The sequence below is a fragment of the Flavobacterium alvei genome (genome assembly GCF_002920895.1).
Lineage (GTDB): Bacteria > Bacteroidota > Bacteroidia > Flavobacteriales > Flavobacteriaceae > Flavobacterium > Flavobacterium alvei.
Genome location: NZ_PQVG01000003.1, coordinates 341,080 through 366,872, shown reverse-complemented (window position 1 = coordinate 366,872; position 25,793 = coordinate 341,080). Strand labels below are relative to the sequence as shown.

18 protein-coding genes are annotated in these 25,793 nt (G+C 35.1%); 8 read left to right on the top strand and 10 right to left on the bottom strand.

The window, feature by feature from the left end:
• Window positions 1–10: 10 nt before the first annotated feature.
• Both C3L50_RS06950 and C3L50_RS06945 read right to left on the bottom strand, forming a co-directional pair.
• On the bottom strand, window positions 11–259 hold the full coding sequence (locus tag C3L50_RS06950) for a hypothetical protein (RefSeq protein ID WP_133158857.1): 249 nt from the start codon (window positions 257–259) through the stop codon (window positions 11–13).
• 128 nt (window positions 260–387) lie between these two features.
• Window positions 388–801 (bottom strand): hypothetical protein, encoded by a 414-nt coding sequence (locus tag C3L50_RS06945; RefSeq protein WP_103805436.1) that lies wholly within the window; start codon window positions 799–801, stop codon window positions 388–390.
• A gap of 161 nt (window positions 802–962) precedes the next feature.
• On the opposite strand from C3L50_RS06945, the gene C3L50_RS06940 reads away from it, so the two are divergent.
• On the top strand, window positions 963–1,181 hold the full coding sequence (locus C3L50_RS06940; RefSeq protein WP_207764311.1) for a helix-turn-helix domain-containing protein: 219 nt from the start codon (window positions 963–965) through the stop codon (window positions 1,179–1,181).
• 3 nt (window positions 1,182–1,184) lie between these two features.
• On the opposite strand, the gene C3L50_RS06935 is transcribed toward C3L50_RS06940, so the two are convergent.
• The 3 genes from C3L50_RS06935 to ppdK form a co-directional block, all read right to left on the bottom strand.
• Window positions 1,185–1,496 carry a hypothetical protein gene (locus C3L50_RS06935; RefSeq protein WP_103805435.1) on the bottom strand — a complete coding sequence of 104 codons (312 nt, stop codon included), beginning with the start codon at window positions 1,494–1,496 and terminating at the stop codon, window positions 1,185–1,187.
• Window positions 1,497–1,615: 119 nt separating this feature from the next.
• Complete coding sequence (locus C3L50_RS06930; RefSeq protein ID WP_103805434.1) at window positions 1,616–2,587, bottom strand: tetratricopeptide repeat protein; 972 nt, start codon at window positions 2,585–2,587, stop codon at window positions 1,616–1,618.
• 228 nt (window positions 2,588–2,815) lie between these two features.
• Complete coding sequence (gene ppdK, locus C3L50_RS06925) at window positions 2,816–5,569, bottom strand: pyruvate, phosphate dikinase (protein ID WP_103805433.1); 2,754 nt, start codon at window positions 5,567–5,569, stop codon at window positions 2,816–2,818.
• 389 nt (window positions 5,570–5,958) lie between these two features.
• Here ppdK and C3L50_RS06920 point away from each other — a divergent pair, with 389 nt between their 5' ends.
• Window positions 5,959–6,522: an acetate uptake transporter gene (locus tag C3L50_RS06920; RefSeq protein WP_103805432.1), complete on the top strand. Its 564-nt coding sequence runs from the start codon at window positions 5,959–5,961 to the stop codon at window positions 6,520–6,522.
• Between the two features lie 121 nt (window positions 6,523–6,643).
• Window positions 6,644–8,551 carry an acetate--CoA ligase gene (acs, locus tag C3L50_RS06915; protein ID WP_103805431.1) on the top strand — a complete coding sequence of 636 codons (1,908 nt, stop codon included), beginning with the start codon at window positions 6,644–6,646 and terminating at the stop codon, window positions 8,549–8,551.
• Window positions 8,552–8,624: 73 nt separating this feature from the next.
• Here acs and C3L50_RS06910 read toward each other — a convergent pair whose 3' ends face one another.
• The 5 genes from C3L50_RS06910 to C3L50_RS06890 are packed head-to-tail and all read right to left on the bottom strand — an operon-like array spanning window position 8,625 to window position 17,898.
• Window positions 8,625–11,495 carry an alpha-amylase family glycosyl hydrolase gene (locus C3L50_RS06910; protein ID WP_103805430.1) on the bottom strand — a complete coding sequence of 957 codons (2,871 nt, stop codon included), beginning with the start codon at window positions 11,493–11,495 and terminating at the stop codon, window positions 8,625–8,627.
• A gap of 60 nt (window positions 11,496–11,555) precedes the next feature.
• The gene (locus tag C3L50_RS06905; protein WP_103805429.1) at window positions 11,556–12,305 is read right to left on the bottom strand and encodes a SusE domain-containing protein; all 750 of its coding nucleotides are present in this window, start codon (window positions 12,303–12,305) and stop codon (window positions 11,556–11,558) included.
• Between the two features lie 11 nt (window positions 12,306–12,316).
• Entirely contained in the window at window positions 12,317–13,318 is a 1,002-nt protein-coding gene (locus C3L50_RS06900) for a SusE domain-containing protein (RefSeq protein WP_103805428.1), read from the bottom strand.
• Window positions 13,319–13,339: 21 nt separating this feature from the next.
• The gene (locus C3L50_RS06895) at window positions 13,340–14,935 is read right to left on the bottom strand and encodes a RagB/SusD family nutrient uptake outer membrane protein (RefSeq protein WP_103805427.1); all 1,596 of its coding nucleotides are present in this window, start codon (window positions 14,933–14,935) and stop codon (window positions 13,340–13,342) included.
• Between the two features lie 17 nt (window positions 14,936–14,952).
• Window positions 14,953–17,898 carry a SusC/RagA family TonB-linked outer membrane protein gene (locus C3L50_RS06890; protein ID WP_103805426.1) on the bottom strand — a complete coding sequence of 982 codons (2,946 nt, stop codon included), beginning with the start codon at window positions 17,896–17,898 and terminating at the stop codon, window positions 14,953–14,955.
• 226 nt (window positions 17,899–18,124) lie between these two features.
• On the opposite strand from C3L50_RS06890, the gene C3L50_RS06885 reads away from it, so the two are divergent.
• The 5 genes from C3L50_RS06885 to C3L50_RS06865 all read left to right on the top strand — a co-directional run bounded on the left by C3L50_RS06885 (window position 18,125) and on the right by C3L50_RS06865 (window position 25,743).
• Window positions 18,125–19,159: a LacI family DNA-binding transcriptional regulator gene (locus tag C3L50_RS06885; protein WP_103805425.1), complete on the top strand. Its 1,035-nt coding sequence runs from the start codon at window positions 18,125–18,127 to the stop codon at window positions 19,157–19,159.
• A 262-nt stretch (window positions 19,160–19,421) separates the two neighbouring features.
• Complete coding sequence (locus C3L50_RS06880) at window positions 19,422–20,753, top strand: MFS transporter (protein WP_207764310.1); 1,332 nt, start codon at window positions 19,422–19,424, stop codon at window positions 20,751–20,753.
• A gap of 12 nt (window positions 20,754–20,765) precedes the next feature.
• On the top strand, window positions 20,766–21,419 hold the full coding sequence (gene pgmB, locus C3L50_RS06875) for a beta-phosphoglucomutase (RefSeq protein ID WP_103805424.1): 654 nt from the start codon (window positions 20,766–20,768) through the stop codon (window positions 21,417–21,419).
• Window positions 21,420–21,491: 72 nt separating this feature from the next.
• Window positions 21,492–23,786, top strand: a complete 2,295-nt coding sequence (locus tag C3L50_RS06870) for a glycoside hydrolase family 65 protein (protein ID WP_103805556.1) — start codon at window positions 21,492–21,494, stop codon at window positions 23,784–23,786.
• A gap of 118 nt (window positions 23,787–23,904) precedes the next feature.
• Window positions 23,905–25,743, top strand: coding sequence for a glycoside hydrolase family 13 protein (locus tag C3L50_RS06865; protein ID WP_103805423.1), 1,839 nt, complete (start codon window positions 23,905–23,907; stop codon window positions 25,741–25,743).
• Window positions 25,744–25,793 lie beyond the last annotated feature (50 nt).

Here is a 25,793-nt window from a genome sequence, read left to right as displayed (position 1 = left end):
GATTTAAATATTAATAGTCTTTTGTATCTAGTCCATAAGTCATTCTAACAGTATTACAAGCAGTATTAATGACTTTTTTAGCTAATGCAACTGATATATTTTCCTGATTTGCAATTTCATTAATACTATTTAAAAATGAAGTTTCTCTTTGGTTTATAATAGATGTAATCGCCACAATTTTAGTGTAGTCGTCAGCGAATTTATTTAATACATCTTGTTTAATTGAGGCTTCTAATCCATTGATAATTTCTATTAACATTTTATCGACATTGGACAGGTTTTTAAATTCAGGAGAATATTTATAATCTAAATTTCTATCCCTATTATTAAATTTATAAATATAGACTATGACAACTAACAGAATTATTATAAATATTACCATACTATTTAATTTAATTTTTCTAATTCAATATTGCCACTTAAAGCATCAACCAAAATAATCTTTGTTGCAGAAACTTTTTTAAAGTTGTAAGTTACAGTTACAGCTCCATTGCTTTGAATAAGATTTACTTCATAAGTACTATCGGTATGACTATCCGAGCCAGACATAATTTGTGGAGTTTGTTGAATAACTTCCTTCCAACATTGTGATATACCACCAGCGATTAGACAAAAATTATCTGAGGTAAATTTAAAAAAAGGTTGGTCATTTTGATATATACTACCATCCGCTTTGATTCCCCAAGTACCTTGAATCCAAGTTGGAGGATTATAAGAAGAACTACTTCCCGAATCGCCACCATCAGACGAACAACCAAACAAAAAAACTGTACTAATAAGCACTAATAATAACTTTTTCATAATGTATTGATTTAAAATTTCTACAAGTTTAGGACGGTTTATTTTGTATTCCTTACGGGAAACCGTAAAAGCCCAATTATTTTTAACAAATATTAGAAAAAATAATTGAAAGACACAAATATGTGTCAGGTTAATTGCTTCTGAATGTGCAATTTTAAATTGTGGTAAAAAATGAAGAAATAGAATTAATAAAAGGCGTTGGAGAGAAAATAAGATTGAGAAGATTGGAACTAAATCTATCTCAAGAAATTTTATCTTATGATGCAAATATCCCTAGAAACCAAATAGGCAGAATTGAAAGAGGGGAAATAAGCACTACAATTTCAACTCTTTATAAAATTTGTAAAGCTCTTAAAATTGAAATTAGAGAACTGTTTTAAGTTTTAAACTAATTTTTCTTGAAAATACAACTTCAAATTCGCCATATACTCAATCAAGAAATTTATTTTAATAAAATCTTCGTCATCAATAATTTCGGGGTCTAATCCATTAATTTCGTCACAAAATTCAAAAGAATATAATGTTCTAATTTCTGTTAATTCTTGTGTAATTTCCTCAATAGTTCTGTTTTCGTAATCTACATTAATACTTTTAAGTTCTGCCGAAATAAGCTTATAATCGCTGTTTATGGTTAATAAAATACCATCAGGATTATGATAATTATACAGATTAGTAGCGTCTCTTTTTCGTAGCATAAATTAGGAATTAAAACCGAACTAAATATTATAAAAATTTATTGAATTTCGCAAGAAAAACCTGCCAATAAATTAAAGTTGATGTTATTGCAATATGCCCTAAAACCTATACTGGACAATTAGTTTTGTGAAATATTATTGTCTTTTAATATTTGATTGAATTTTTCTTCTTTCCCTTGTTCTTTCATTTCTTTATGAATTATACTAATCATTTTTTCGGCATCGGTTCTATAAGGCGATTTTAAATACACGTACAAATTATAGGCTTTACACATATTATCTAATCCTTTTTCATAATCTTTCAAATTAGTGGCATACACATTTCCAATTCCATAATATACTTCTGGGTTGTTTTTATCAATTTCTGCCAATTTCCCATAAGCTTCAATTGATTTGTCATATTGTCCTTTATACTGATATACTAATGCAATGTTTTGCAAAGGCATTAACCCTTTTGGGTCAATTTTCAAAGACTTTTCATAACATTCGATGGCTTTGTCATAATTGTTTAACCTTCTATAATTGACACCCAAATTATCCCAAGCAAAGGCAAATTCGGGGTCTTCTTTGACTGCTTTTCCAAAGTATTCAACTGCTTTTTGTGAATTATCTTTTTCGACTTCATCCAATCCTTTATTATAGTATTCTATGGCTTTTTTATTCTTAGAAAATGATTTAGCACTTTGCTTTTCGTTAGATGCCATTTTCTCTTTTACAGAAGAGCAATTTGCCATCATATAGCGTTCGATTTCGTAATAATATTTTTTGTATTCTTCTGAATTTTCATTAGTGTTAAAGGAAATATCAATTTGCTTTTTTCCATCAACTACTGGAGCTTTTTCTTTCGAAACATCAATCCCTATAAGCTTTGAACCCAATTGATAGGGACCAACTTGTTTGTCAATACATTCGCCAATATCCATTGCAATTTCATTATCCGGTCTATTGTAAGTAGAAATAGAATCGACACATTTGCAACCCTTTTCGGAAAGTTCTTTTAAAAGTTTTTCTGAACTTGGTTTTTTATTTTCTTGAGAAATTCCATTTGAATAAACTGCAAGTGCAAGTATTGGAAGCAATATTTTTTTCATTTAAATTTTAATTATTAAAAAGTTATACATCAATTCATTTTATCTTGGTAAAAAATAGCGAAAAATCAATTAGAAATTGACTCATTCGGAAAATCAAATTTAACCAATTAATTTTTACTAAAATTGAAAATTTCAATAAACAAATCTTTTTTTTTTGGCTTGAAAATAGAAAAAACGGCAACCTAATTTTGGATGCCGTTTCCCACTATTATAAATGCGTATTCTAAATTATTCTCTTGGATATTCTAAAGCCGCCTGAGCTGCTGCTAATCTTGCAATTGGCACACGAAATGGAGAACAACTTACATAATTCATCCCCATTCGATGGCAGAAAACCACACTATCAGGATCGCCACCGTGTTCGCCACAAATACCTACTTTTAGATTTGGTTTTGTCTTACGACCTCTTTCTACTCCAAGTCGAATTAACTCGCCAACACCGTCTTGGTCGATAGTTTGAAATGGATCGGAAGGAAGAATTCCTAAATCAAGGTATTTTGGAAGGAATCCTCCAATATCATCCCGACTGAAACCGAAACTCATTTGAGTTAAATCGTTGGTTCCAAAACTAAAGAAATCGGCTTCTTCTGCCATCACATCGGCTTTGAGAGCAGCGCGAGGTATTTCGATCATTGTTCCATACAAATAGGGGATTTTTTTGATTCCCATTTTTTCGCAAGTTTCTTTATACACTTCGTTTACAATCTCTTTTTGATGTTTTAATTCATTTTTGGAACAAGTTACCGGCACCATAATTTCAGGCAATGCTTTTTTGCCTTCTTGAATCAATTCGGCAGTAGCTTCAAAAATGGCTCGGATTTGCATTTCGGTAATTTCAGGATAACTCACTCCTAAACGTACACCACGATGTCCTAGCATTGGATTATTTTCATGCAAAGCCAAAACTCTTCTGTTCAAAACGCTCATACTGATTCCTAATTCTTTGCTCAGCTGAATTAATTTTTGTTTGTCGTGAGGCACAAATTCGTGCAAAGGAGGATCTAATAATCGAATGGTTACGGGATGACCACTCATCACTTCCAATGTTTTTTTAATATCTTTTTTCACATAAACAGACAAACCATTCAAAGCATCTCTTCTTTCATTTTCGGTTTTACTCACAATCATTTTGCGCAATAAAAACAAAGGTTGGTCGCTTCCTTCGCCATAAAACATGTGTTCGGTTCGGAATAAACCAATTCCTTCGGCTCCAAATTTCACGCCTTGTTCGGCATCGCCAGGTGTTTCGGCATTGGTACGAACTCCTAATACTTTGGTTTTATCTACCAATTTCATTAAGTTTTTATAGGATTGATTTTTGTCTAAATCTACATCAACCAATTCCATACTTCCGAGATAAACAAGCCCTTTTGTACCGTCTAAACTTAACCAATCGCCTTCTTTGATACTTGTACCATCGTTGGCTTTGAACGACTTTGTTTCGCTGTTAATTTGAATATCATTACAACCCACAATACAACATTTTCCCCAGCCTCTTGCTACTAATGCAGCGTGAGAAGTCATTCCGCCTTTTGTAGTAAGAATAGCTTGTGATTTGTGCATTCCATCCACATCTTCTGGAGAAGTTTCTTCTCTGACTAAGATTACTTTTTCGCCTCGACTAGCCCATTCAACAGCATCATTAGACGAGAAAACCACACGCCCTTTTGCTCCACCTGGACCAGCTGGCAACCCTTTTGCAATAGGTCGTGTTATTTTTTGAATATCGGGATTTAGCATAGGCAGTAATAATTCTACTAATTGATTTGGCGCCACACGCATTACGGCCGTTTTAGCATCAATTAATTTTGAATTATACATATCGCTAGCAATTTTTACAGCAGCAACTCCATTGCGTTTTCCGATTCGGCATTGCAACATAAATAGTTTTCCTTTTTCGATCGTAAACTCAATATCTTGCATGTCTTTATAATGTTGTTCCAACCTATTTTGAATATCGAATAATTGTTTATAAGCCTCTGGCATTATTTCTTCGAGAGTTGGCAAATGTTTGCTTTGATCGTTTTTAGATTTTTCGTTTACAGGAGCTGGGGTTCTGATTCCTGCCACAACATCTTCGCCTTGAGCGTTTACCAAATATTCTCCATAAAAATAATCTTCACCATTTCCGGGATTTCTAGTAAAAGCCACACCTGTTGCACTAGAATCTCCCATATTTCCAAAAACCATCGCCTGAACATTTACGGCAGTTCCCCATTCGTGTGGAATATTTTCGATGCGGCGGTATTCGATGGCTCTTTTACCCATCCAACTGCTGAAAACCGCTCCAATACTTCCCCATAATTGCTCGTTTGGATCTTCGGGAAATGAAACGCCTAAAACTTTAACAATGGTAGCTTTAAAGTCTTTTACCAAATCTTTCAACTCTGCAACCGTTAAATCGGTATCGTATTGATAGCCTTGTTTGTGTTTTATATGTTCTAATTTTTCATCTAATACTTTTCGGATTCCTTTACCGCCTTTAGGTTCAATTCCGCCTGCTTTTTCCATTACCACATCGGCATACATCATAATCAAACGACGGTAAGCGTCATAAGCAAAACGAGCATCTCCGGATTGCTTGATTACTCCTTCGATAGTTTTTTCGTTAAGTCCAATATCTAAAACCGTCTCCATCATTCCAGGCATCGATTTTCTGGCACCAGAACGAACTGAAAGCAGTAAAGGGTTATTTACATCGCCAAATTTTTTGCCCATTTCTTTTTCTACAGCAGCTAATGCTTTATCGGTTTGGGCTTTTAGTTCGGCTGGATATTTCTTTTTATTTTCATAATAGGCCGTACAAACTTCAGTAGTGAGTGTGTACCCAGGGGGGACTGGCAATAAAAGATTTGGATGACCAGCCATTTCAGCCAGATTTGCCCCTTTTCCACCCAATAAATTTTTCATAGATTCGTTACCATCTGCTTTACCGCCACCAAAATAATACACATATTTAGGAGCCTTTTTTTCCTGTGCCATATTGTTATATTTTTATTATGATTACTATAATATTGTTATATTTATCTCAAAGATAAAAGCAAAAATTTTTGTAAAAGATGATAAATATCATTTTAAAATTGAGATAAAACGCTCATAATTAATAACTCTATGGCTAAAATTCAAAACATTGCTGAAGCAGGTTTAAATCGTGTTAATAAATAAATTTGGGGGTAAATTATTAGAAGCCAAAACAACTCTAAACCATATACTTTAATGTAATTTTAATGTTTGGCAAGACTATTTAAAAAAAAGTTAGGAAAATCGAACAGGTTTGATATATTTGTGAATTCAATCTTAATAAAAGATACTTTTTTATATAAAATTCAGATTCAATAACCCACATAAACAACTTAATTATTTTTTAAATTATGGAACAAATTATCAAAGACACCACCGCTAATCCAGCACCATTAGGCCTTTTTGGTTTCGGAATGACAACCATCTTATTAAATATTCACAACGCCGGTTTCTTCGAACTCAATTCGATGATAATGGGAATGGGCATCTTTTTTGGTGGAACGCAACAAGTAATTGCTGGGGTTATGGAATGGAAAAAAGGAAATGGATTTGGGATGGCTGCATTTACTTCATATGGTTTCTTTTGGTTGTCACTTGTGGCTTTATGGGTCATGCCAGCATTAAACCTCACTGCAAAACCTGATGGGGCTTCAATGGGATGTTATTTAGCCATGTGGGGATTATTTACTTTAGCCTTCTTTATCGGAACATTAAATGGCAATACTATTGGGAAACTTATTTTTGGATCGTTAGTTGTTTTATTTGCGCTACTTTCGGCAGCAAGTTTCACTGGTAGCGAATCTATTCATACCTTTGCAGGCTATGAAGGTATCTTGTGTGGTTTTTTTGCTTTTTATGAAGGAGCCGCTATAGTGATTAATGAAAAAACAGGGAGAAAAGTTCTTCCGTTATAAAAAACAGCATAATTTAATGTTAAAACAAGACCTTTACTTACTAAAATAAGAAATAGGTTTTAAATTTGTTGCCTTCATACTATTAATTTTAAGGCGTTTATAATCAGAAATAAATATAATAATGAGTTACTACAAAATTGAAAATTTAGAACAATACTTCAAACACTATAATAAATCTGTTCGAGAACCAAGAAAATTTTGGAGTAAAATTGCTTCAGAAAACTTTACTTGGTATCAAGAATCTGAAAAAATAGTTGAGTTTGATATGGCAGAAGCCAAAATTAAATGGTTTGTTGATGCAAAAGTCAATATCGTAAAAAACTGTTTGGACAGACATCTTTCTAAAAGAGGCGAAAAAACCGCTATCATTTTTGAACCAAACAATCCAACCGAAGAAGCACAACATATCTCGTATAACGATTTATACACTAGAGTTTCGAAAATGGCAAATGTGCTACGCGAACAAGGAGTCGAAAAAGGAGATAGAGTTTGTATTTATTTGCCAATGATTCCAGAAATAGCCATTTCGGCCTTGGCTTGTGCTAGAATTGGTGCAATTCATTCAGTAGTTTTTGCTGGATTTTCAGCATCGGCGGTAGCTGCAAGAATCAACGATAGCGAATGTAAAATGGTTATCACATCAGATGGTGGATTTAGAGGGGAAAAAACTATCGATTTAAAAGGAATCATCGATGAGGCTCTAAACAATTGTCCTTGTGTAGAAAAAGTTTTGGTTGTTAAAAGAACCAACTCTGAAATAACTTTGAAAGAAGGTCGTGACCAATGGCTACAACCGCTTTTAGACAAAGCATCGGATAATAATATAGCCGAAATAATGGATGCCGAAGATCCTTTATTTATTCTTTATACTTCTGGCTCAACCGGAAAACCTAAAGGAATGGTTCACACCACTGCAGGTTATATGGTTTACACCGCTTATTCCTTCAAGAATGTATTCAATTACGAAGAAAATGATGTTTTCTGGTGTACTGCTGATATAGGTTGGATTACCGGACATTCTTATATTTTATATGGTCCATTATTAAACGGGGCAACAACAGTAATGTTCGAAGGAGTTCCTACTTATCCTGATTATAGCCGTTTTTGGGAAATTATCGAAAAACACAAAGTCACTCAATTTTATACTGCTCCAACAGCCATTCGTTCTTTGGCGAAAGAGAATTTGTCTTACGTACAAAAATACCCATTAAAATCACTAAAAGTTATTGGATCAGTTGGAGAACCTATCAACGAAGAAGCTTGGCACTGGTATAACGACCACGTTGGCGGAAAACGTTGCCCATTAGTTGATACTTGGTGGCAAACCGAAACTGGAGGAATCTTGATTTCGGCTTTAGCCTTTATAACACCAACAAAACCAACCTATGCTTCATTGCCTTTACCAGGAATTCAAGCAGTTTTGATGGATGAAAAACGCAACGAGATTGAAGACAACCAAGTTACTGGAAGTCTTTGTATCAAATTCCCTTGGCCAGGTATTGCAAGAACCATTTGGGGCGATCATCAACGTTATAAAGACACTTATTTTAGTACTTTCCCTGGAAAATATTTCACAGGAGACGGAGCTTTGCGTGATGAAGTAGGTTACTACAGAATTACAGGTCGTGTAGATGATGTTATTATCGTTTCAGGACACAACCTTGGAACTGCGCCTATAGAAGATGCGATAAACGAACATCCAGCTGTTGCAGAAAGTGCTGTTGTAGGTTTCCCTCACGATGTTAAAGGTAACGCTTTGTATGGATTTGTAATTTTGAAAGAATCAGGAGAATACAGAGATAGAGCCAACTTGACTAAAGAGATCAACCAACACATTTCAGATCACATTGGACCAATTGCTAAATTAGATAAGATTCAGTTTGTTTCTGGTTTGCCAAAAACACGTTCAGGCAAAATTATGCGTCGCATTCTTCGTAAAATTGCCGAAGGAGATTTCTCTAACTTTGGAGACACCACTACTTTATTGAATCCAGAAATTGTGGATGAAATTAAGAACGGAAAATTGTAATACTAATTGTGATATAAACAAAAAAGGCTGTCCGAAAAGACAGCCTTTTTATATTTAATAATCAAAGGTAACTTTATTGCTTGACAAACTTCAGCACTTTGACTTCGTTGTTTTCATTTAATGCTTTTACAAAATAAACTCCTTTATTTAAATCACTAATGGCAAATTGATACTCCTTAGATTGATTTGGTTTGAAACTTTTTACTAATTGACCAGTAACTGAATAAACCTCCACTTTTGAAGTATTTGCATTTATAGTAAAATATGTCGAAGAAGGATTTGGATACAAAAATATATCTTGTGAAAGACCAAAACTTACAACTCCTAAAGTAGAAGGTTGATTGCCATAAATTTTAAATCCACCTGCAGCAATAAGTAGTGTTGCATTCACATCTGTAACATTTATTGAAGTATTATCCATCAGGTTGTACCAAGTTCCTGTGTAAGGGAAACTAGGGTTAACACTTTGATCTGTAACATCAAAATTTGAAAGAATTACAACATTTTTTAATTGTGACAAAGGTATATTGTTGTCCCAAATATAAACTTTTGGTGTTAAAGCGGAATACCCAGAAGTGATGGAATAACTTCCGTTGAAAACTGGCAATGACAATTTTAAATTAATCATTTTAGACCAATCGGCATATATTTTACTTCTATCAGCATCGGCTAACCAATTACTAGTCCATTGTGGTTGCGGTTTAGTGTCTAGTTTAGCATCACCTGGAGTAGCATCAGAATCAGTATTTACGACTCCATTACTAGCTGTAAAAATAGAATTATTCATTCCTAAATCGGCAAAATGCCAAATCATTTTTGGCCCCGGAACCAATAAAGAAATAGCGCCAAGTGCAGACATTCTAGAAAGTGCTGTAGTCAGTGTTTTTACATTATGTGATGGATTTGTACTGTTTCCGTAAGTAACCGCTTTATACATCACTCGCTCCTCATCGTGACTTTCTGGATACCCCATAACTCTTTTTCCTTGAAAACCAATGTGTGCATTACTTCCAATTCTTGAAATATCATTATCTGAATTCCATCCCATTAATAATTGAGAATAGGCAGTAGTCATTTTTCCCCACATCATAACCCCTTTGCTTGGCGTTTCGGTTATTCTATAATTTGCCCATAGTTGCTCTTCGTTGTCATTGCCAAGATGTTCGAAAATAACGTAATGAGTTGGATCTAAACTCCAAGAATAATCGGCATATTCTTTTAGGACATCTACTCTATCCTGCTGAAGAGTATTTGTACAATTATCTTGACCTCCAGCAACAGCCGAGGGACAATTTTGCGTAAATCCTTTGGTTAAATCCCAACGAAATCCATCAATTTTGTATTCTTCAATCCATTGTTTCACCACTCTTTTTACGTAAGTTTTTGTTCTAGGTAATTGATGATTAAAATCATTTCCTACATTATAACTGTGCATTGCCGATACATTAAAATATGGATTGTCGGCAGCTGGACCTCCCCAACCGTCTCCATCAGGATCATTCATCCACATTCTATCCATTGGGTTTCTCGCAAAAGCGTGATTCAAAGCCACATCTAGGATTACTGCAATTCCGTTTTGATGACACAGATCAATAAACTCTTTTAGCTTGGAACTTGGCCCATATGCTTTGTCTAAAGCCATGTGAAATGAGGTATTGTAACCCCAGCTTTCGTTGCCATCAAATTCCATTACTGGCATTAATTCGATAGCGTTGATTTTTAAATTTTTAAAATAATCGATTTTGTTTATCAAATTCTGATAACTCCTGTTGGAATCAAAATCTCTAACCAAAACTTCATAAACTACTAGTTTATCTTTTTCTGGTTTTACAAAATTGGTTGTAGCTGTACTCCAAGCATAAGGCGTTTGCCCTGTTTGCAAAACGGTAACTTCTCTGTCCTGACCAGCTGGATAAACTGGAAGATTTGGATAATTTCCTGCTGGAATAGTGGGATCGTCTTCTTTATTTAAAACTAAAGTAGAATAAGGATCTGCGGTTTTAACTAATGTTGGAGAACCTGCTATGGGAGTTTCATCAATTACCCAATATTGGTAGGTATAATTTGTCCCTGAAACCAATCCTGTGAGTTCTAACCAAAATTTAGTTGAACCTGCTGTTGCATCTTTTTTCATTGCATAGCCAGTTCCCGGTTGCCAGTTATTGAAACTTCCAGCTACATAAACAAAGTCTTTTCCTGGTGCATCTAACACAAGTGTAGCTTTCGTGAGGTCACCAGAATTATAATTTATACCATCGACTAAACCTGCTGGTATTGTTTCAGAAACAACTACGGGTCTTACAATTACTGAGAATTTCTTAGAAAAAACTGTAGCTCCTTGTGTAATTTGCAAATCATAGTTTTTGTTAGCAACAATATTGGTATCCGTAAAAGAATAAGAAGAGCCTGTAAAAGTGTTGATACTCGTTCCGTTTGCGAATAAATTATAATTAGCAGTTCCACTTGTATTGTTAGCAGTAATGTTTAAACTGCTTCCAGAACTAATGATATTTGTGCTGTTCAAACCCGGAGCCGTAAGGGTGGCCTGAAAAACTCCAACATTAATAAAAATATCAGGTGAGGTCTGCACACTTCCTGTAGCGTTTCTGAATACCACACAAATTTCTGTAATTGAACTTGTAACTGGAACACCAAAATAAGTGTACAAATCGGGTCCGAGATCTAGTTTATAAGTAGTTCCCGAAACTAAAGTCAATAGAGGCGCATTTGTGGTTCCCCAATTGCCCTTAGTGTTTTGCCATCTTGTGCCATTGACAGTTACCCCAATATGAGCATAAATATCTGTTGTGCTTGCTAATGGAGTTCCACCTTTATTGAAATTAATAGTAACCGCTCCTTCTGCAAGTGCTGGTGATGGAGTTGTTGTAGTTTGTGAAAAACCTACAGAAGCAATTAAAAAAAATAAAAAAATAATTTTTTTCATAAAATATCTATTTAATATTAAAAAGGGCCATTCCTAAAAACAGCCCTTTTTTTTTAACGTTTATAGTTTTTTGACCGTATAAGCCTTAGCATTAAAGTCTGCAGTTATCTTATAACTACCAGCGACAGTTATTGGAATATCAGATCCGTTTAAGACTAAGGCTCCACCAGTCGCACTACTGCTTCCATAGTTAGTTCCCCAACCATCATCTAATCTGAATTTATAAGCACCAACCACCATATCCATAGTAATTGAATATGTTTTAGTGGCTAAATCATAATCCATGTTCGTATCAGAGTTCCAACCTGTTGGAGTTGCACTTCCAATAATACCCCAATCAGGCCAAGCTGGATAAGGCGTTAGTTTAATAGTATAAGAATTAGAGGTTTGCACAACACTTCCTGTCGTCCCTACAGTTGATTTGATTCGAACATCAATAGAACTTACTACAAACGGAGGAAATCCTGAGTTTAATGCTGCTGAATTTAGCTCATCTACAGTGAAATTTTTAAATCGGTCTGTAGAAGTTGCAACAACTGTAGGTGATGCAAAATTTGTTCCTGCTGCTGCAAACTCTATACTATAATTTACAATAGTAGGAGTTCCTTCATAAGCTGCATAGTTCCATACTACGGTTGTTGCCAAATCATTTGGTTTGGTTTTATCCAAAACAATAGTAAGATTGTTTACTGGCGCCACTAATACTGGCGCAGTTCCAATTGCAACAGCTTCTCTATCTTCTACAGAATCAGTACAAGATACCGCCGCTATGCTTATTAAAGCAATTAGAAATTTAATTATATTTTTCATATTCTTCTTAATTATAATTGTTTGATAGTATATTTCAATCCGGTAAAATCGGCCGTGATATAATAAGTTCCAGCTGTTGTTATAGCAATATTAGCCCCTCCAGCATCTAATGTTAGATTATTTCCATCATCACCATAATTAGAAGCCCAACCATGATCTAGTCTGAATTTGAAAGCTCCTACTTTCATCTTCATGATTATAGAGTACGTTTTGGTGGTAGGATTGTAATCCATCAATGTATCATTATCCCATCCTGTTGGAGTTGCATCTCCTATAACCCCCCAAGCATTTACAATTGGAGTTATGGTATAAGTAAGGGTTTTGAAATTTGCAACGATAGTATAATTTCCTGCTGTTACAGGAATATTATCTCCGCCAGCTTCTAATGAAAGATTATTTCCAGTATCTCCATAATTTGTAGTCCAAGCATTATCTAATCTAAATTTGAATGCACCCGTTTTTAAACCAAGTGAAATAGAATAAGTATCGGTTGCAGCATTATAAATCATATCAGTACTAAGATCCCATCCCGCTGAAGTGGCATCGCCAATAATACCCCAATTGGGTTGATATGGAGTGACTTTCAAGGTATAAAAATTAGAAGTTCCCGCAGCTGATTTTACACGAACATCCATAAGTCCTTCTACAAGAGCTGGCATTCCAAGTGCTTTTGCAGCAGCATCTAAATTACCAACTGTAATATCTTTAAAAAGACTAGTGGTTGCTGAACCTAAGACTACGGTTTTTGCAAAGTTAGTACCTGATTTAGCTGCTTCGATAGTATAACTTACCGAAGTACCCGCAGCACTATTTTCTGTATCATTCCAAACGAAAGTCGTGGCCAATTCGTTTAATTTAGCTCCATCTAAAACCAAGTTAAAACTGGAAGTTGGTGTCAGTAAATTAATTCCTGTACTTTTAGCTGCCGCAGTTTTATGTTCCACGTCTTCAGTACACGACAAAAGTGTAAGAAAACTAATGAAAGCAATTAATAATTTAAGTGTGTTTTTCATTTTTATATCTTTTTAAATTCTCTAATAACCATTGTTCTGAGTCAAATTTGGATTTGCTTTGAGTGAGTTAGCAGGAATTGGAAATAATTTCATGTTATCTGAAATAGATGTTCCATTCAAGCTGTTTCCTTTCCAAGCCCAATTGTAACCTGTAGTATATTTACCAAAACGAATTAAGTCTTGTCTTCTAAATGCTTCCCAATGTAATTCTCTTGCTCTTTCGTCTATAATGAAGTCAAGATTTACAGCAGTAGCCCCAACACTAACCCCTTTGGCACGAGTGCGCAAAGCATTAATGTATCCTAAAGAAGTGGCATCGGCATTGGCCAAAGTTCCTCCGTTTATAGCTCCACCTTTACGCATTTGAGCTTCGGCATACATCAGATAAGCATCGGCTAAACGAAATACCGGAAAATCAGTATCTACAAAATTTGAACTGCTTCCTGCAACACCTGCAACAGTTTTGTTCGACCATTTAGCCAAAACATACCCTTGACCATTAGTACTAATATTAGTAATATCAATAGGTCTAGAACCGCTAATTATAGTATTTCTAACATCAGCTGCATAATCAGAACCATCAAATTTTTGAACAAATTGTTTTCTTAATCTAAAGGCTCCGCCCCAACCTCCTACTCCAAAATCAGCTCCATTACTTTCTACAGAACCTACTTGACCATTGATGATTACGGTTGTAGCACCATAGTTTTGTGTTACACGCCCGTCAGATTGTAAGGCAAAAATAATCTCGGATGAAGTATTGTTATCAGCCTTAAAATTATTTAAATAATTAGTATTCAAAGCATAACCACTTGTGATAATTGTTGAACATTTTGTCATACACTCAGTATATTTTGGTGTTCCAATGTAAACCTCAGCATTCAAGTATATTTTTGCCAAAATCATATTGGCAACACCTTGATCTACTCGTCCATATTCGTTTGTTCTAGCTGCTTTTAAATTTGGCAAAACCGCATTCAATTCACTTTCTATGAAAGTGAAAAGTTGTTGTCTGTTGTATTCTGGACCTTGCGAGTTGATAGCCGAACTTTCATCATAAAAAGGCGCTTTACCAAACATATCCATTAAGTTATAATAAGCATAAGCTCTTAAAACTCTCACTTCGTTGCGGTACATATTTATGTTTGCAACATCGGTAGCATTTGTAATACCACGAGAGGTTAATTTTTCAGGAGCCGATTGACGTAAAAAGTCATTGGCAATAGCCACTTCGGCCATTGTTCTACTAAAAAATCCTAACAAAATTGGATTACTAGAACCCCAAGTATTTCTGTTTAATTCTGCTGTTCCTTCGTCATTTTCATAACTCCAAACCACTTCATCAGTGGTCATTTCTTGTAAATACCACAAGCAACGTCCAAACTGGCTGGTACCTGCATCTATCCCTTCTAAAAAGGAAGAACCAGCATCACCTGTTCCTGTCAAGGAAAGGTTTCCATAAACTCCTGCAAGTGCTTGCTTGTACCCTTCTGGGGTAGAGAAGAGTGCTTCTGGAGTTTTTACTGTACTGTCAGTAGAAATTACATCTAAATCTTGCGTACAAGATAATAATGTCACTAATGAAAATATAGATACTATTAAATTTATTTTTTTCATGTCTTTAGATTATTTTATTAAAATTTTATATTAGTACCAAATAAAAAGGAACGTTGTCTTGGATAAATAGCACCATCAACACCATTATTTATCTCTGGGTCTAAACCTGAATATTTAGTAATAACAAACACGTTTTGGCATCCTGCAGTTAATCTTAAAGATATTTTGTCATTGAACCATTTTGGGAAGGTATAACCTAAGGAAATGTTGTCCATTCTCAAGAAAGAAGCATTTTCAACATAAATATCAGATAAAACTACAGTTGATGTATTGTTAAATCCTGTATTCACTACAGAGGTAGGCAAATTAGTTATATCTGCACCTGTATTAAGCCTACCATATTGAGCTCGGCTAGCATTTACAGCATTAAATACGCTGTTGCCAATGTTGGAACGCAAGGCGAATGATAAATCAAATTTGTTATAATTCAAATTGGTTGTAAATCCTAAAACAAGTTTTGCATCTTGATTTTTGTAAATGTATTTATCATCGGCATTGATAACGCCATCACCGTTTGAGTCAGCATAAGCTCCTTCAATAGGCTTGCCACTTACATCATATAATTGTTTGTAAACCCAAAAAGAATCTGGAGCAAAACCTTCTTGATACACTTTTGCTTGAGTACCTGTTCCTGCAATATTATCGCCAGTTCTAATAATGGTGTGATAAATCAATTCGTCAATTTTTCTATCAAAATGGGTGGCATTGAAGTTAACATTCCAATTAAAATTATCTGATTTAATAATATCAGCATTTATCGTAAACTCAACACCTTTAGTAGTAAATTGACCTACGTTTTGAAATATAGCATTAGAAAAATTACTACCATCTGCTAATGGTCCTTTTACTAACAAATCTGAAGAAACTTTATAGAAAACATCTACACTACCATTTATTCTATTTTTGAATAGACCGTAATCTACCCCAGCATTATAAGTTGTGGTTTCTTCCCATTTAATTTGCTCGTTGTAAGCCGATGAAATGGCAATAGGAAGAGCTGTAGTTCCAAAAGTATATTGTGAAGAACCACTACCTGTAACATATTTTTGTAAATAAATATTAGCAGCATCACCTATATCTTGTTGTCCTGTAATACCCCAACCTACCCTTACTTTTAAATCAGATACAGTTTCGCTGTCTTTAAAGAAATCATTGCTCGCTTTCCAAGCAAAAGAGGCAGCCGGGAAATTACCAAAACGATTCTCTTTAGCAAAACGTGAAGAACCATCACGTCTGTAAGACAAAGTCAATAAATACTTGTCATTATAGTTTAAATTAGTTCTAGCAAAATAACCTAACAATACTACTGGAGTTGCCACTTTATATTGTGGAAATCCTCCAACTCCTGTAGTTGGTAAATTAGGATCATTAAGATTCCCTTGTATATAAGTATTGTTTTCGAATTTTTGATAAGAATAACCACCTGTTAAATCGAAAACTAATTTATCGAAAGTTTTGTTATAGGCTAAAAAAGCGTCAAATAATGTGTTTTTTCTATGACCTCTTGATATTTCATTAGTCCCGTAAGGGATATTATTATTAGAACCTGAAGAGGCTACATCTAGTCCTGCATATCTAGAAGTTTGACCATGAGTTTCATCAAAACCAACATTTACAACAGCTCTTAATTCTGGCAAAAAGTGCATTTTGTAATCTGCTTCAAAATTTCCAAAAAGACGATTACTATATCCTGTATTGTCCGTTTGAAGCAATTGAGCTACAGGATTTCGAGTAGTTTGAGGAGTTAAAGCTCCTGTTGCATGATTGTAATTTTCATAAAAATTAGCAAATTTTGAAGTATTGTCATACACTGGTTGTGTTGGGTCAAAATTTATTGCACTACTCTCTACTGCATCTGCAAAAGAGTTGTTTTCGTTACTATAATTGGCATTCAAACGCAATTTTAAGTGGTCTTGAAACAAAGTAGGATTCAAAGCTAAACCAACCGTATTTCTATTAAAAACATTAGTCAAACGCAAACCTTCTTGATAGGTCTTTCCAACTGTAAGACGAGTTGGTAATACGCCTAGCAAACTTCCTCTTACAGATACATTGGCATCTGTGTAGGTTGTTTGTCTATAAATTTCTTTTTGCCAATCGGTATTTGCATTCCCTAATCTAGAAAGCAAACTTGGATTTTGTTCTGTTACAACTTTTCTCAAAGTAGCGGCATCAAAAACATCAACTGTTTTAATTAAATTTCCTATTCCAAGCATAGAATTAAATTCTACCGAAAGGTTTTTACCTCCCTTTTTGGTCGTAATCAAAATAACCCCGTTAGACGCTCTAGAACCATAAATGGCAGTAGCAGAGGCATCCTTTAATATAGAAAAAGATTCTATCGTACTTGGATTTAATGAAGCCAAAAACGAAGTAGATCCAGTACCTGTAGAATTTTCAATTGGCAAACCATCAATTACAATCAATGGATCGTTTGAAGCATTTAAAGAAGCTCCTCCTCTAATTCGAATAGTTGATCCAGAACCTGGAGCACCACCTCCAGCATTTACAGTCACTCCAGCAACACGACCGTTAAATAAATTATCCGCATTCACGGTAACTCCTTTATTAAAGTCTTTGGCTCCTAATACAGCTACTGCTCCTGTTGCATCTTTTTTCTTAACAGTTCCATAACCAACCTGAATAACAACTTCTTTCAACTGACTTGAATCTTCCTCAAGTTGTACCGAAATCGATTGCTGACTACTAAATACTATAGTTTCACTTTTGTAACCAACGAAAGAAAAAACGACTTTATCGCCTTTTTTAACATTTGATAATCTAAATTTTCCGTCTAGATCTGTCGAAGCACCAGTAGTGCTTCCTTGTACATTTACATTTACTCCTGGAATGGGCTGCCCTGTAATTTTATCAAGAACAGTTCCTCCTATTGTGTTCTGAGCTAGAACGCAAAAAGGCAGGAATAACAATAAAAATAACAACTTTTTGTAAATTGTTTTCATACTTTTAGTTTAAATTAATTTGGTTTTTGTTTAATATTACCTTTACTTCGAATGGTAAAATTAGATAATTATTAACACGCACAACAAAGGCAAAGCTTAAAACAGTTACGAAAACGTGATAGTGTTGAAAAGTTTTTTATTTTCTATAATTTTACAGCCCTAAAATTGTCATAATCTAAATAATATTTTATCTTTATTACGAAAATGATTTTTATCAAATTTTAATATGAAAAAAAAGGTAACCCTAAAGCAAATTGCAAAAGAACTAGATGTATCCATTTCGACCGTTTCAAAATCACTAAGAAACAGCCTTGAAATAGGAGAAGAAACTAGATTAAAAGTTCAGGCTTTTGCCAAATTTTATCACTACAAACCCAATAATATTGCACTAAGTTTAAAAAACAGAAAAACAAAAACCATCGGGATTATCATTCCAGAAATTGTTCATTATTTCTTCTCGACCGTTATCAACGGAATCGAACATGTGGCCAACGAAAATGGATATAGCGTAATTATCTGCCTGTCAGACGATTCTTTCGACAAAGAAGTCCTTAATATGGAAATGCTTGCCAATGGTAGCATCGACGGATTTATTATGTCACTCTCCAAAGAAACCCAATTCAAAGGCGATTTTCATCACATTACCGAAGTGATCAATCAAGGAATGCCGGTAGTAATGTTTGACCGAGTTACCAATGATATTCTTTGTGACAAAGTGATTATAAATGATGAATTAGCCGCGTATGAAGCCGTTCAAAATTTGATCGACAAAGGACGTAAAAAAATCGCCCTCGTAACCACAGTAGATTATGTGAGTGTAGGAAAATTTAGGACCGATGGCTACACAAAAGCCCTGATAGATAACGGTTTACATTTTGATGAAAATTTAATTATCAAAATAGAAAATGTGGACAATTGCGAAATTACAATCGCTCAATTACTTCAAGAAAAAGCGTTTGATGCCGTATTTGCTGTAAACGAACTTTTTGCAGTAACCATCATCAAAATAGCCCATAAAATGGGAATAAAAGTTCCAGAAGATTTAGCTGTTATTGCATTTACCGATGGAATTATTTCGAAATATTCGACTCCAACCATCACAACAGTAAGCCAAAACGGAGCAGAAATGGGAGCTGTTGCAGCAAAAATTTTAATCGAAAGATTAGAAGCCGAAGATGAAGAATCAGAAGAAGAATTAGAAGAAATATACAAAACAGTGGTAATCGAAACCCATTTGATAGAAAGAGAATCCACTCTTTAAAATTCAATTTCAATGGCAATTTCAAAATTCAGTTTTTTCAATATTGCCATTGAAATAGACATTCCCACTAGCCTTCTAACTAAAACTTATTCACACTATTACGTTGTAGTTTTTGAAATAAATACTTTTCCAACTCCCGACTTCTAACTTCTAACTTCTTTTAATATATTTACACCTTTCAAAACTTTTACTTTTACTTCGAAAAATGAGTTAAGTTTTGATAAGCAAGGTGCTTATCGTACATTTAAAACAATATACGATAATGAAAAAACCCAAATTAAGTTTTTGGCAAATCTGGAATCTAAGCTTTGGATTCCTAGGAGTACAAATCGGATATTCTCTCCAAAATGGCAATACCAGCCGGATTTTAGAAGCGCTCGGAGCCGATGTTCACAGTATTGGATATTTTTGGCTCGCAGCACCACTTGCTGGTTTGATTGTTCAGCCAATTATTGGTCTTTCTAGTGATAAAACCTGGACTCGTCTTGGACGCAGAATTCCATTTATATTTTTTGGAGCCATTGTTTCGGCTTTGGCAATGTTCTTTATGCCCAATGCAGAATACTTTACTTATTTGTTACCGCCTTTAATTTTTGGCGCTGTAATGCTACTGTTAATGGACACTTCTTTTAATGTAACCATGCAACCTTTTAGAGCTCTCGTTGGCGATATGGTCAACGACGAACAGAAAAATCTGGGCTATTCTTTGCAAAGTGCTTTAATCAATTTTGGAGCTGTTTTTGGTTCCTTATTACCTTGGATTCTGGCCAAAGCAGGAATTGCAAACGTGCCCGCAGCTGGCGAAAAAGTAGCAGCATCTGTAATCTGGTCTTTTTATATTGGTGGAACAATTCTATTGATAACTGTGCTTTGGACGGTTTTTAGAACCAAAGAATACGGACCTAAAGAACATGCTCAATACAACGACATCGACTTAGAAGCTGAGCATGTAACCGAAAAAACAAGCATTCTCAAATTAATTTCAAACGCCCCAAAAATATTTTGGCAATTAGGAATCGTACAATTCTTTTCTTGGTTTGCTTTATTTTTAATGTGGGTCTATACCACCAGAGCCATTGCTAACCAAGTTTGGGGACCAGAAGCTTTAGACCCAAAATCCATTGGTTTCAACGAAGCAGGAGATTGGACAGGAGTATTATTTGCCTTTTACAGTGCGGTTGCAGCTTTATTCTCATTACTAATCCCAACAATTGCCAAATCAATAGGAAGAAAGAAAACCTATAGCTTTTCACTTTTAATGGGCGGAATCGGCTTGGCTTCGATGTATTTTGTACACGACAAAACCATTTTATTACTTTCGATTTCTGGAGTAGGATTGGCTTGGGCAGCTATTTTAGCCATGCCTTACGCTATGCTTTCAGGTTCGCTACCAGCCGACAAAATGGGAGTTTATATGGGATTATTCAATGCCACCATTACCATTCCACAAATTGCTGCAGGACTATTAGGAAGCACAATTATTGCTTTGTTTGGAGGTTTTCCAATGGCAATTATTGTTATTGCAGGAGTTTCAATGTTGATTGCTGGTCTAGCCGTATTTTTTGTCAAAGAAAGCGTTTCAACAGCTAAATAAATAATTATAATAATGAACACAAAAGCATTTATATTCGACCTTGACGGCGTAATTGTGGACACCGCAAAATATCATTTTCTAGCATGGAAAAAAATCGCCGATTCTCTAGGTTTCGAATTCACACACCAAAACAACGAATTACTAAAAGGAGTTAGCCGTGTGCGCTCGCTTGATATAATTTTAGAATTAGGAAAAGTAAAAGCTCCACAAGAAGACAAAAACAGATGGCTCATTCAAAAAAATGAAGATTATTTGTCCTATTTAGTCGATATGGACGAAAGCGAAATCCTACCAGGAGTGATGCCTATTTTAAACTATTTGAAAGAAAAAAAACAACTTATAGCCTTAGGCTCTGCCAGTAAAAACGCTAGACCTATTCTCGAAAAAACAGGGACTTTATCTTATTTCGATGCTATTGTTGACGGAAATGACGTGTCGAATGCCAAACCCGATCCCGAAGTTTTCTTGCTTGCTGCCAAATTGTTAAACACTAAACCAGAAGATTCAATTGTTTTTGAAGACTCAGTTGCAGGAGTTCAAGCAGCCAATATTGGCGGAATGACAAGCGTGGGAATTGGTGAAGCAGCAACCCTGCACGAAGCAAAATATTTATTCAAAGATTTTACCCAAATGGATAAAACCTTTATCGATAATTTGATTAAATAAATTTGTTTCAAGTTTCAAGTTTCAGGTCAAAGAACTTGAAACTTGAAACCTGAAACCTTTAAACTAAAAAAAATGAACCAAGATTATATAAAAGCAGACAATTGGTCCATCATTGAAGAGGGATTTGATGCAGAGAGCGTAAAATCGTCCGAAAGTCTTTTCAGCATTGGCAACGGTGCGATGGGGCAACGCGCGAATTTTGAAGAAAATTACACAGGGAAAACCTTTCAAGGAAGTTATATAGCAGGAATTTATTATCCTGATAAGACCAAAGTAGGTTGGTGGAAAAATGGTTATCCAAAATATTTTGCCAAAGTACTCAACGCTCCAAACTGGATTGGAATCGACATCGAAATCAATGATGAAATCCTCGATTTGAACACTTGCACAGAAGTAAAAAACTTCCGTCGCGAGTTGAATATGAAAGAAGGTTGGTACAACCGTTCCTTCGAAGCTACTTTGCAAAACGGAACCGAAATTGGCGTAACTATTCGTCGTTTCCTGTGTATGAATCTGGACGAAGTGGGAATCATTAACTATGAAATCACCGCCTTAAATAAAGATACAAAAATAGTTTACAAACCTTATGTTGATGCTGGTGTAACCAATGAAGATGCCAACTGGGAAGAAAAATTCTGGGAACCATTGGATGTAAAAAGAACCGGAAATGCTGCATTTGTAACCGCTCAAACCTTCAAAACGCATTTCAAGGTTACAACTTTTATGCAAAATAGCATTTTTGTAAACGACAAAAACGGCAACATTTCTCCTTCCAATATAAAAACAGGAACCGATAAAATTCAATTTTCATACGATGTGATTATTGCCAAAGGACAAAAATCGTCCATTCAAAAAATTGGTGGTTACACGGTTTCTATGAATCACGAAAACACTGTTACTGCCGCAGAAACTGTAATAAAAGAAGCTTTAGCAAAAGGATATGACCAATTATTAGCTGACCAAATCGAAGCTTGGTCCAAAATTTGGGAAATGTCAGACATCACCATCGAAGGCGATGTGAAAGCACAACAAGGCATTCGTTTTAATATTTTTCAATTGAATCAAACCTATTCTGGCAAAGATTCTCGTTTGAATATTGGTCCAAAAGGATTTACTGGCGAAAAATACGGAGGCTCGACTTATTGGGATACCGAAGCCTATTGTATTCCATTCTATATGGCTACAAAAGACCAACAAGTCGCCAGAAATTTATTGACATACCGATACAATCAATTGGACAAAGCCATTGAAAATGCGAAAGACAATTTGGGTTTTACAAACGGAGCCGCTTTGTATCCAATGGTGACCATGAATGGCGAAGAATGCCACAACGAATGGGAAATCACTCACGAAGAAATCCACAGAAATGGCGCGATAGCTTTTGCGATTTTCAACTATCATCGTTTCACTGGCGATTACAGCTATATTCCCGAAAAAGGTTTGGAAGTTCTAATCGGAATTGCCCGTTTTTGGTATCAAAGAGCGAATTTTTCTACCGAAAAAAACCAGTATGTAATCCTTGGAGTTACTGGTCCAAACGAATATGAAAATAACGTAAACAATAATTTCTACACCAATTATATAGCCAAATGGTGTATTGATTATGCTCACGAACAAATTCAAAAAGTATCATTGGAATATCCATCAGACCACAAAAGCATCATCGAAAAAGTACAATTATCCGATGCTGAATTGCAAGATTGGAAAAAAGTTTCGGGCAATATGTACTTCCCTTTCTCAGAAAAATATGGTGTTTATTTGCAACAAGACGGTTTCTTAGATAAACATTTAGTACCTGTTAAAGATTTAGACAAATCGCAACGCCCCATCAACCAAAAATGGTCTTGGGATAGAGTTTTGCGTTCGCCTTACATCAAACAAGCCGATACTTTACAAGGGTTTTACTTCTTTGAAGATCATTTTACAACGGAACAATTAGAGAAACATTTCGATTTTTACGAACCGTTTACCGTTCACGAAAGTTCGCTTTCGCCTTGCGTGCATTCCATTCAAGCGGCAAAATTAGATAAGATGGATTTAGCCTATACATTTTATCTAAGAACCTCACGTTTAGACCTTGACGATTATAACAAAGAAGTAGAAGAAGGTTGCCACATCACCTCGATGGCAGGAACTTGGATGAGTATTGTGGAAGGTTTTGGCGGAATGAGAGTCAAAAATGATGCGCTTCATTTCTCTCCAAAAATTCCAAAAGAATGGACTGGATATACCTTTAAAATCAATTTCAGAAACCAGATTTTGAAAGTGGAAATCAATCACAATGAAACCAAATTCTCGCTCGAAGGAACACAAGAACTGACTGTATTTGTCAATGAAGATGCCGTTTTGGTGAAACCAAATCTTTAGAAACGGTTTAAAAATTAAAATCACATAAGGCATATAAGGACATATAAGAAAACTTAAATGAACTTATATGCCTTATATGTTTAATAATAAAGTTGAAATAAATTTAATTATTTGTCAAATGAAAAAACTATTTTTATTGTTCTTAATTTTTACGTCCTCAACTATGTTCGCACAAATCGAAAGAATAGAACCTCCTTTTTGGTATGCCGGGATGAAAAATCCCGAATTACAAATCATGTTTTATGGCAAAAACATTACGAAATATAATGTTTCTACCACCAATTCTATTCCCATTACAAAAGTGGAGCGAACATCAAATCAAAATTACATTTTCGTTACCATTAATACCAAAAATATACCTCCAAAAGAGTTTCATTTCCTTTTTAAAGAAAAAGATAAAGTTGTTTTTACTGAAAAATACAACTTAAAACAGCGAAGAGAAAACTCAGCCGAACGCAAAAGTTTTGACGCTTCAGATATGATGTATTTGATCATGCCAGATCGATTTTCTAACGGCAATTCTAATAACAACAGCGATGCCTCAACCACCGAAAAATACAACCGAGAATTACCCGAAGGACGACACGGAGGCGACATTCAAGGCATTATCAATCATTTAGATTACATCAAAGAACTCGGCGCAACAACCCTTTGGATTACACCACTTTGCGAAGACAACGAAGCCGTATATTCCTATCATACCTACGCCCAAACCGATGTTTACAAAATTGACCCTCGCTACGGAACCAACGAGGATTATGCCAGATTAGCTTCTGAAATGCATAAAAAAAACTTAAAATTAGTGATGGATTATGTTACCAATCATTGGGGAATGCAACATTGGATGATGAAGGATTTACCTACTCAAGATTGGATTCATCAATTTGAAAATTTCACACAAACCAATCATAGAAGAACAGTAATTCACGATATAAACGCATCAAAAAGCGATACCAAAATATGCATGGATGGATGGTTTGCGCCATCGATGCCCGATTTGAATCAAACCAATCCGTTGGTATTAAATTACCTTACTCAAAACGCCATTTGGTGGATTGAATTTGCCAACTTAGACGGTTTCAGAGTCGATACTTACAATTATGCCGATCCAACTGCCATCACAAAATGGACCAAAGCCATCACCGACGAATATCCAAATTTTAATATCGTTGGCGAAATTTCGATGCGCGATCAAGCTCAACTTTCCTATTGGCAAAAAGACAGTCCGATAGGTAAAATCCAGAATTTTAATTCCCATTTACCCAGCGTAATGGATTTTAATTTATCAGATGAATTATTACAAGTTTTCAATGTAGATGAAGGAAAGTGGGGACTTGGAATGGACAAAATCTATGATAATTTCACCAATGATTTTCTGTTTCCAAACCCCAACAATTTGTTGATTTTTGCCGAAAATCACGACACGCATCGCATCAATCACATCTATCAAAACGACCTTCGAAAATACAAAATGGCGATGGCATTGATAGCCACTGCAAGAGGAATTCCACAAACCTATTACGGTTCCGAAATTGGAATGGCAGGAAACAAAGACAAAGGCGATGCCGATATTCGTCAAGATTTTCCGGGCGGATGGGAAGGCGATACCAATAATGCTTTTACCAAAGAAGGCCGAAGCCAAGTTCAAAATGACTATTTCGATTTTACTTCCAAACTCTTCAATTGGAGAAAAAACAAATCGGTCGTTCATTTCGGAAAAATGACGCACTACATTCCAGAAAACAATACTTATGTCTATTTCAGACACAATGCAACTGAAATCGTGATGGTTGCATTCAACAACAGCAACGAAACCAAAACACTAAAAACGGAACGCTTTGCCGAAAATATAGGAAACTTCAAAACGGGGAAAGACATCATCACTGACCAACTAATTGACATTACACAAGAAGTTAGATTGGAACCCAAATCAGTTTTGATATTGGAATTGAAATAATTTAAACCATATAAGAAAAACTTAAATGACCTTATATGACTTATAGGGTT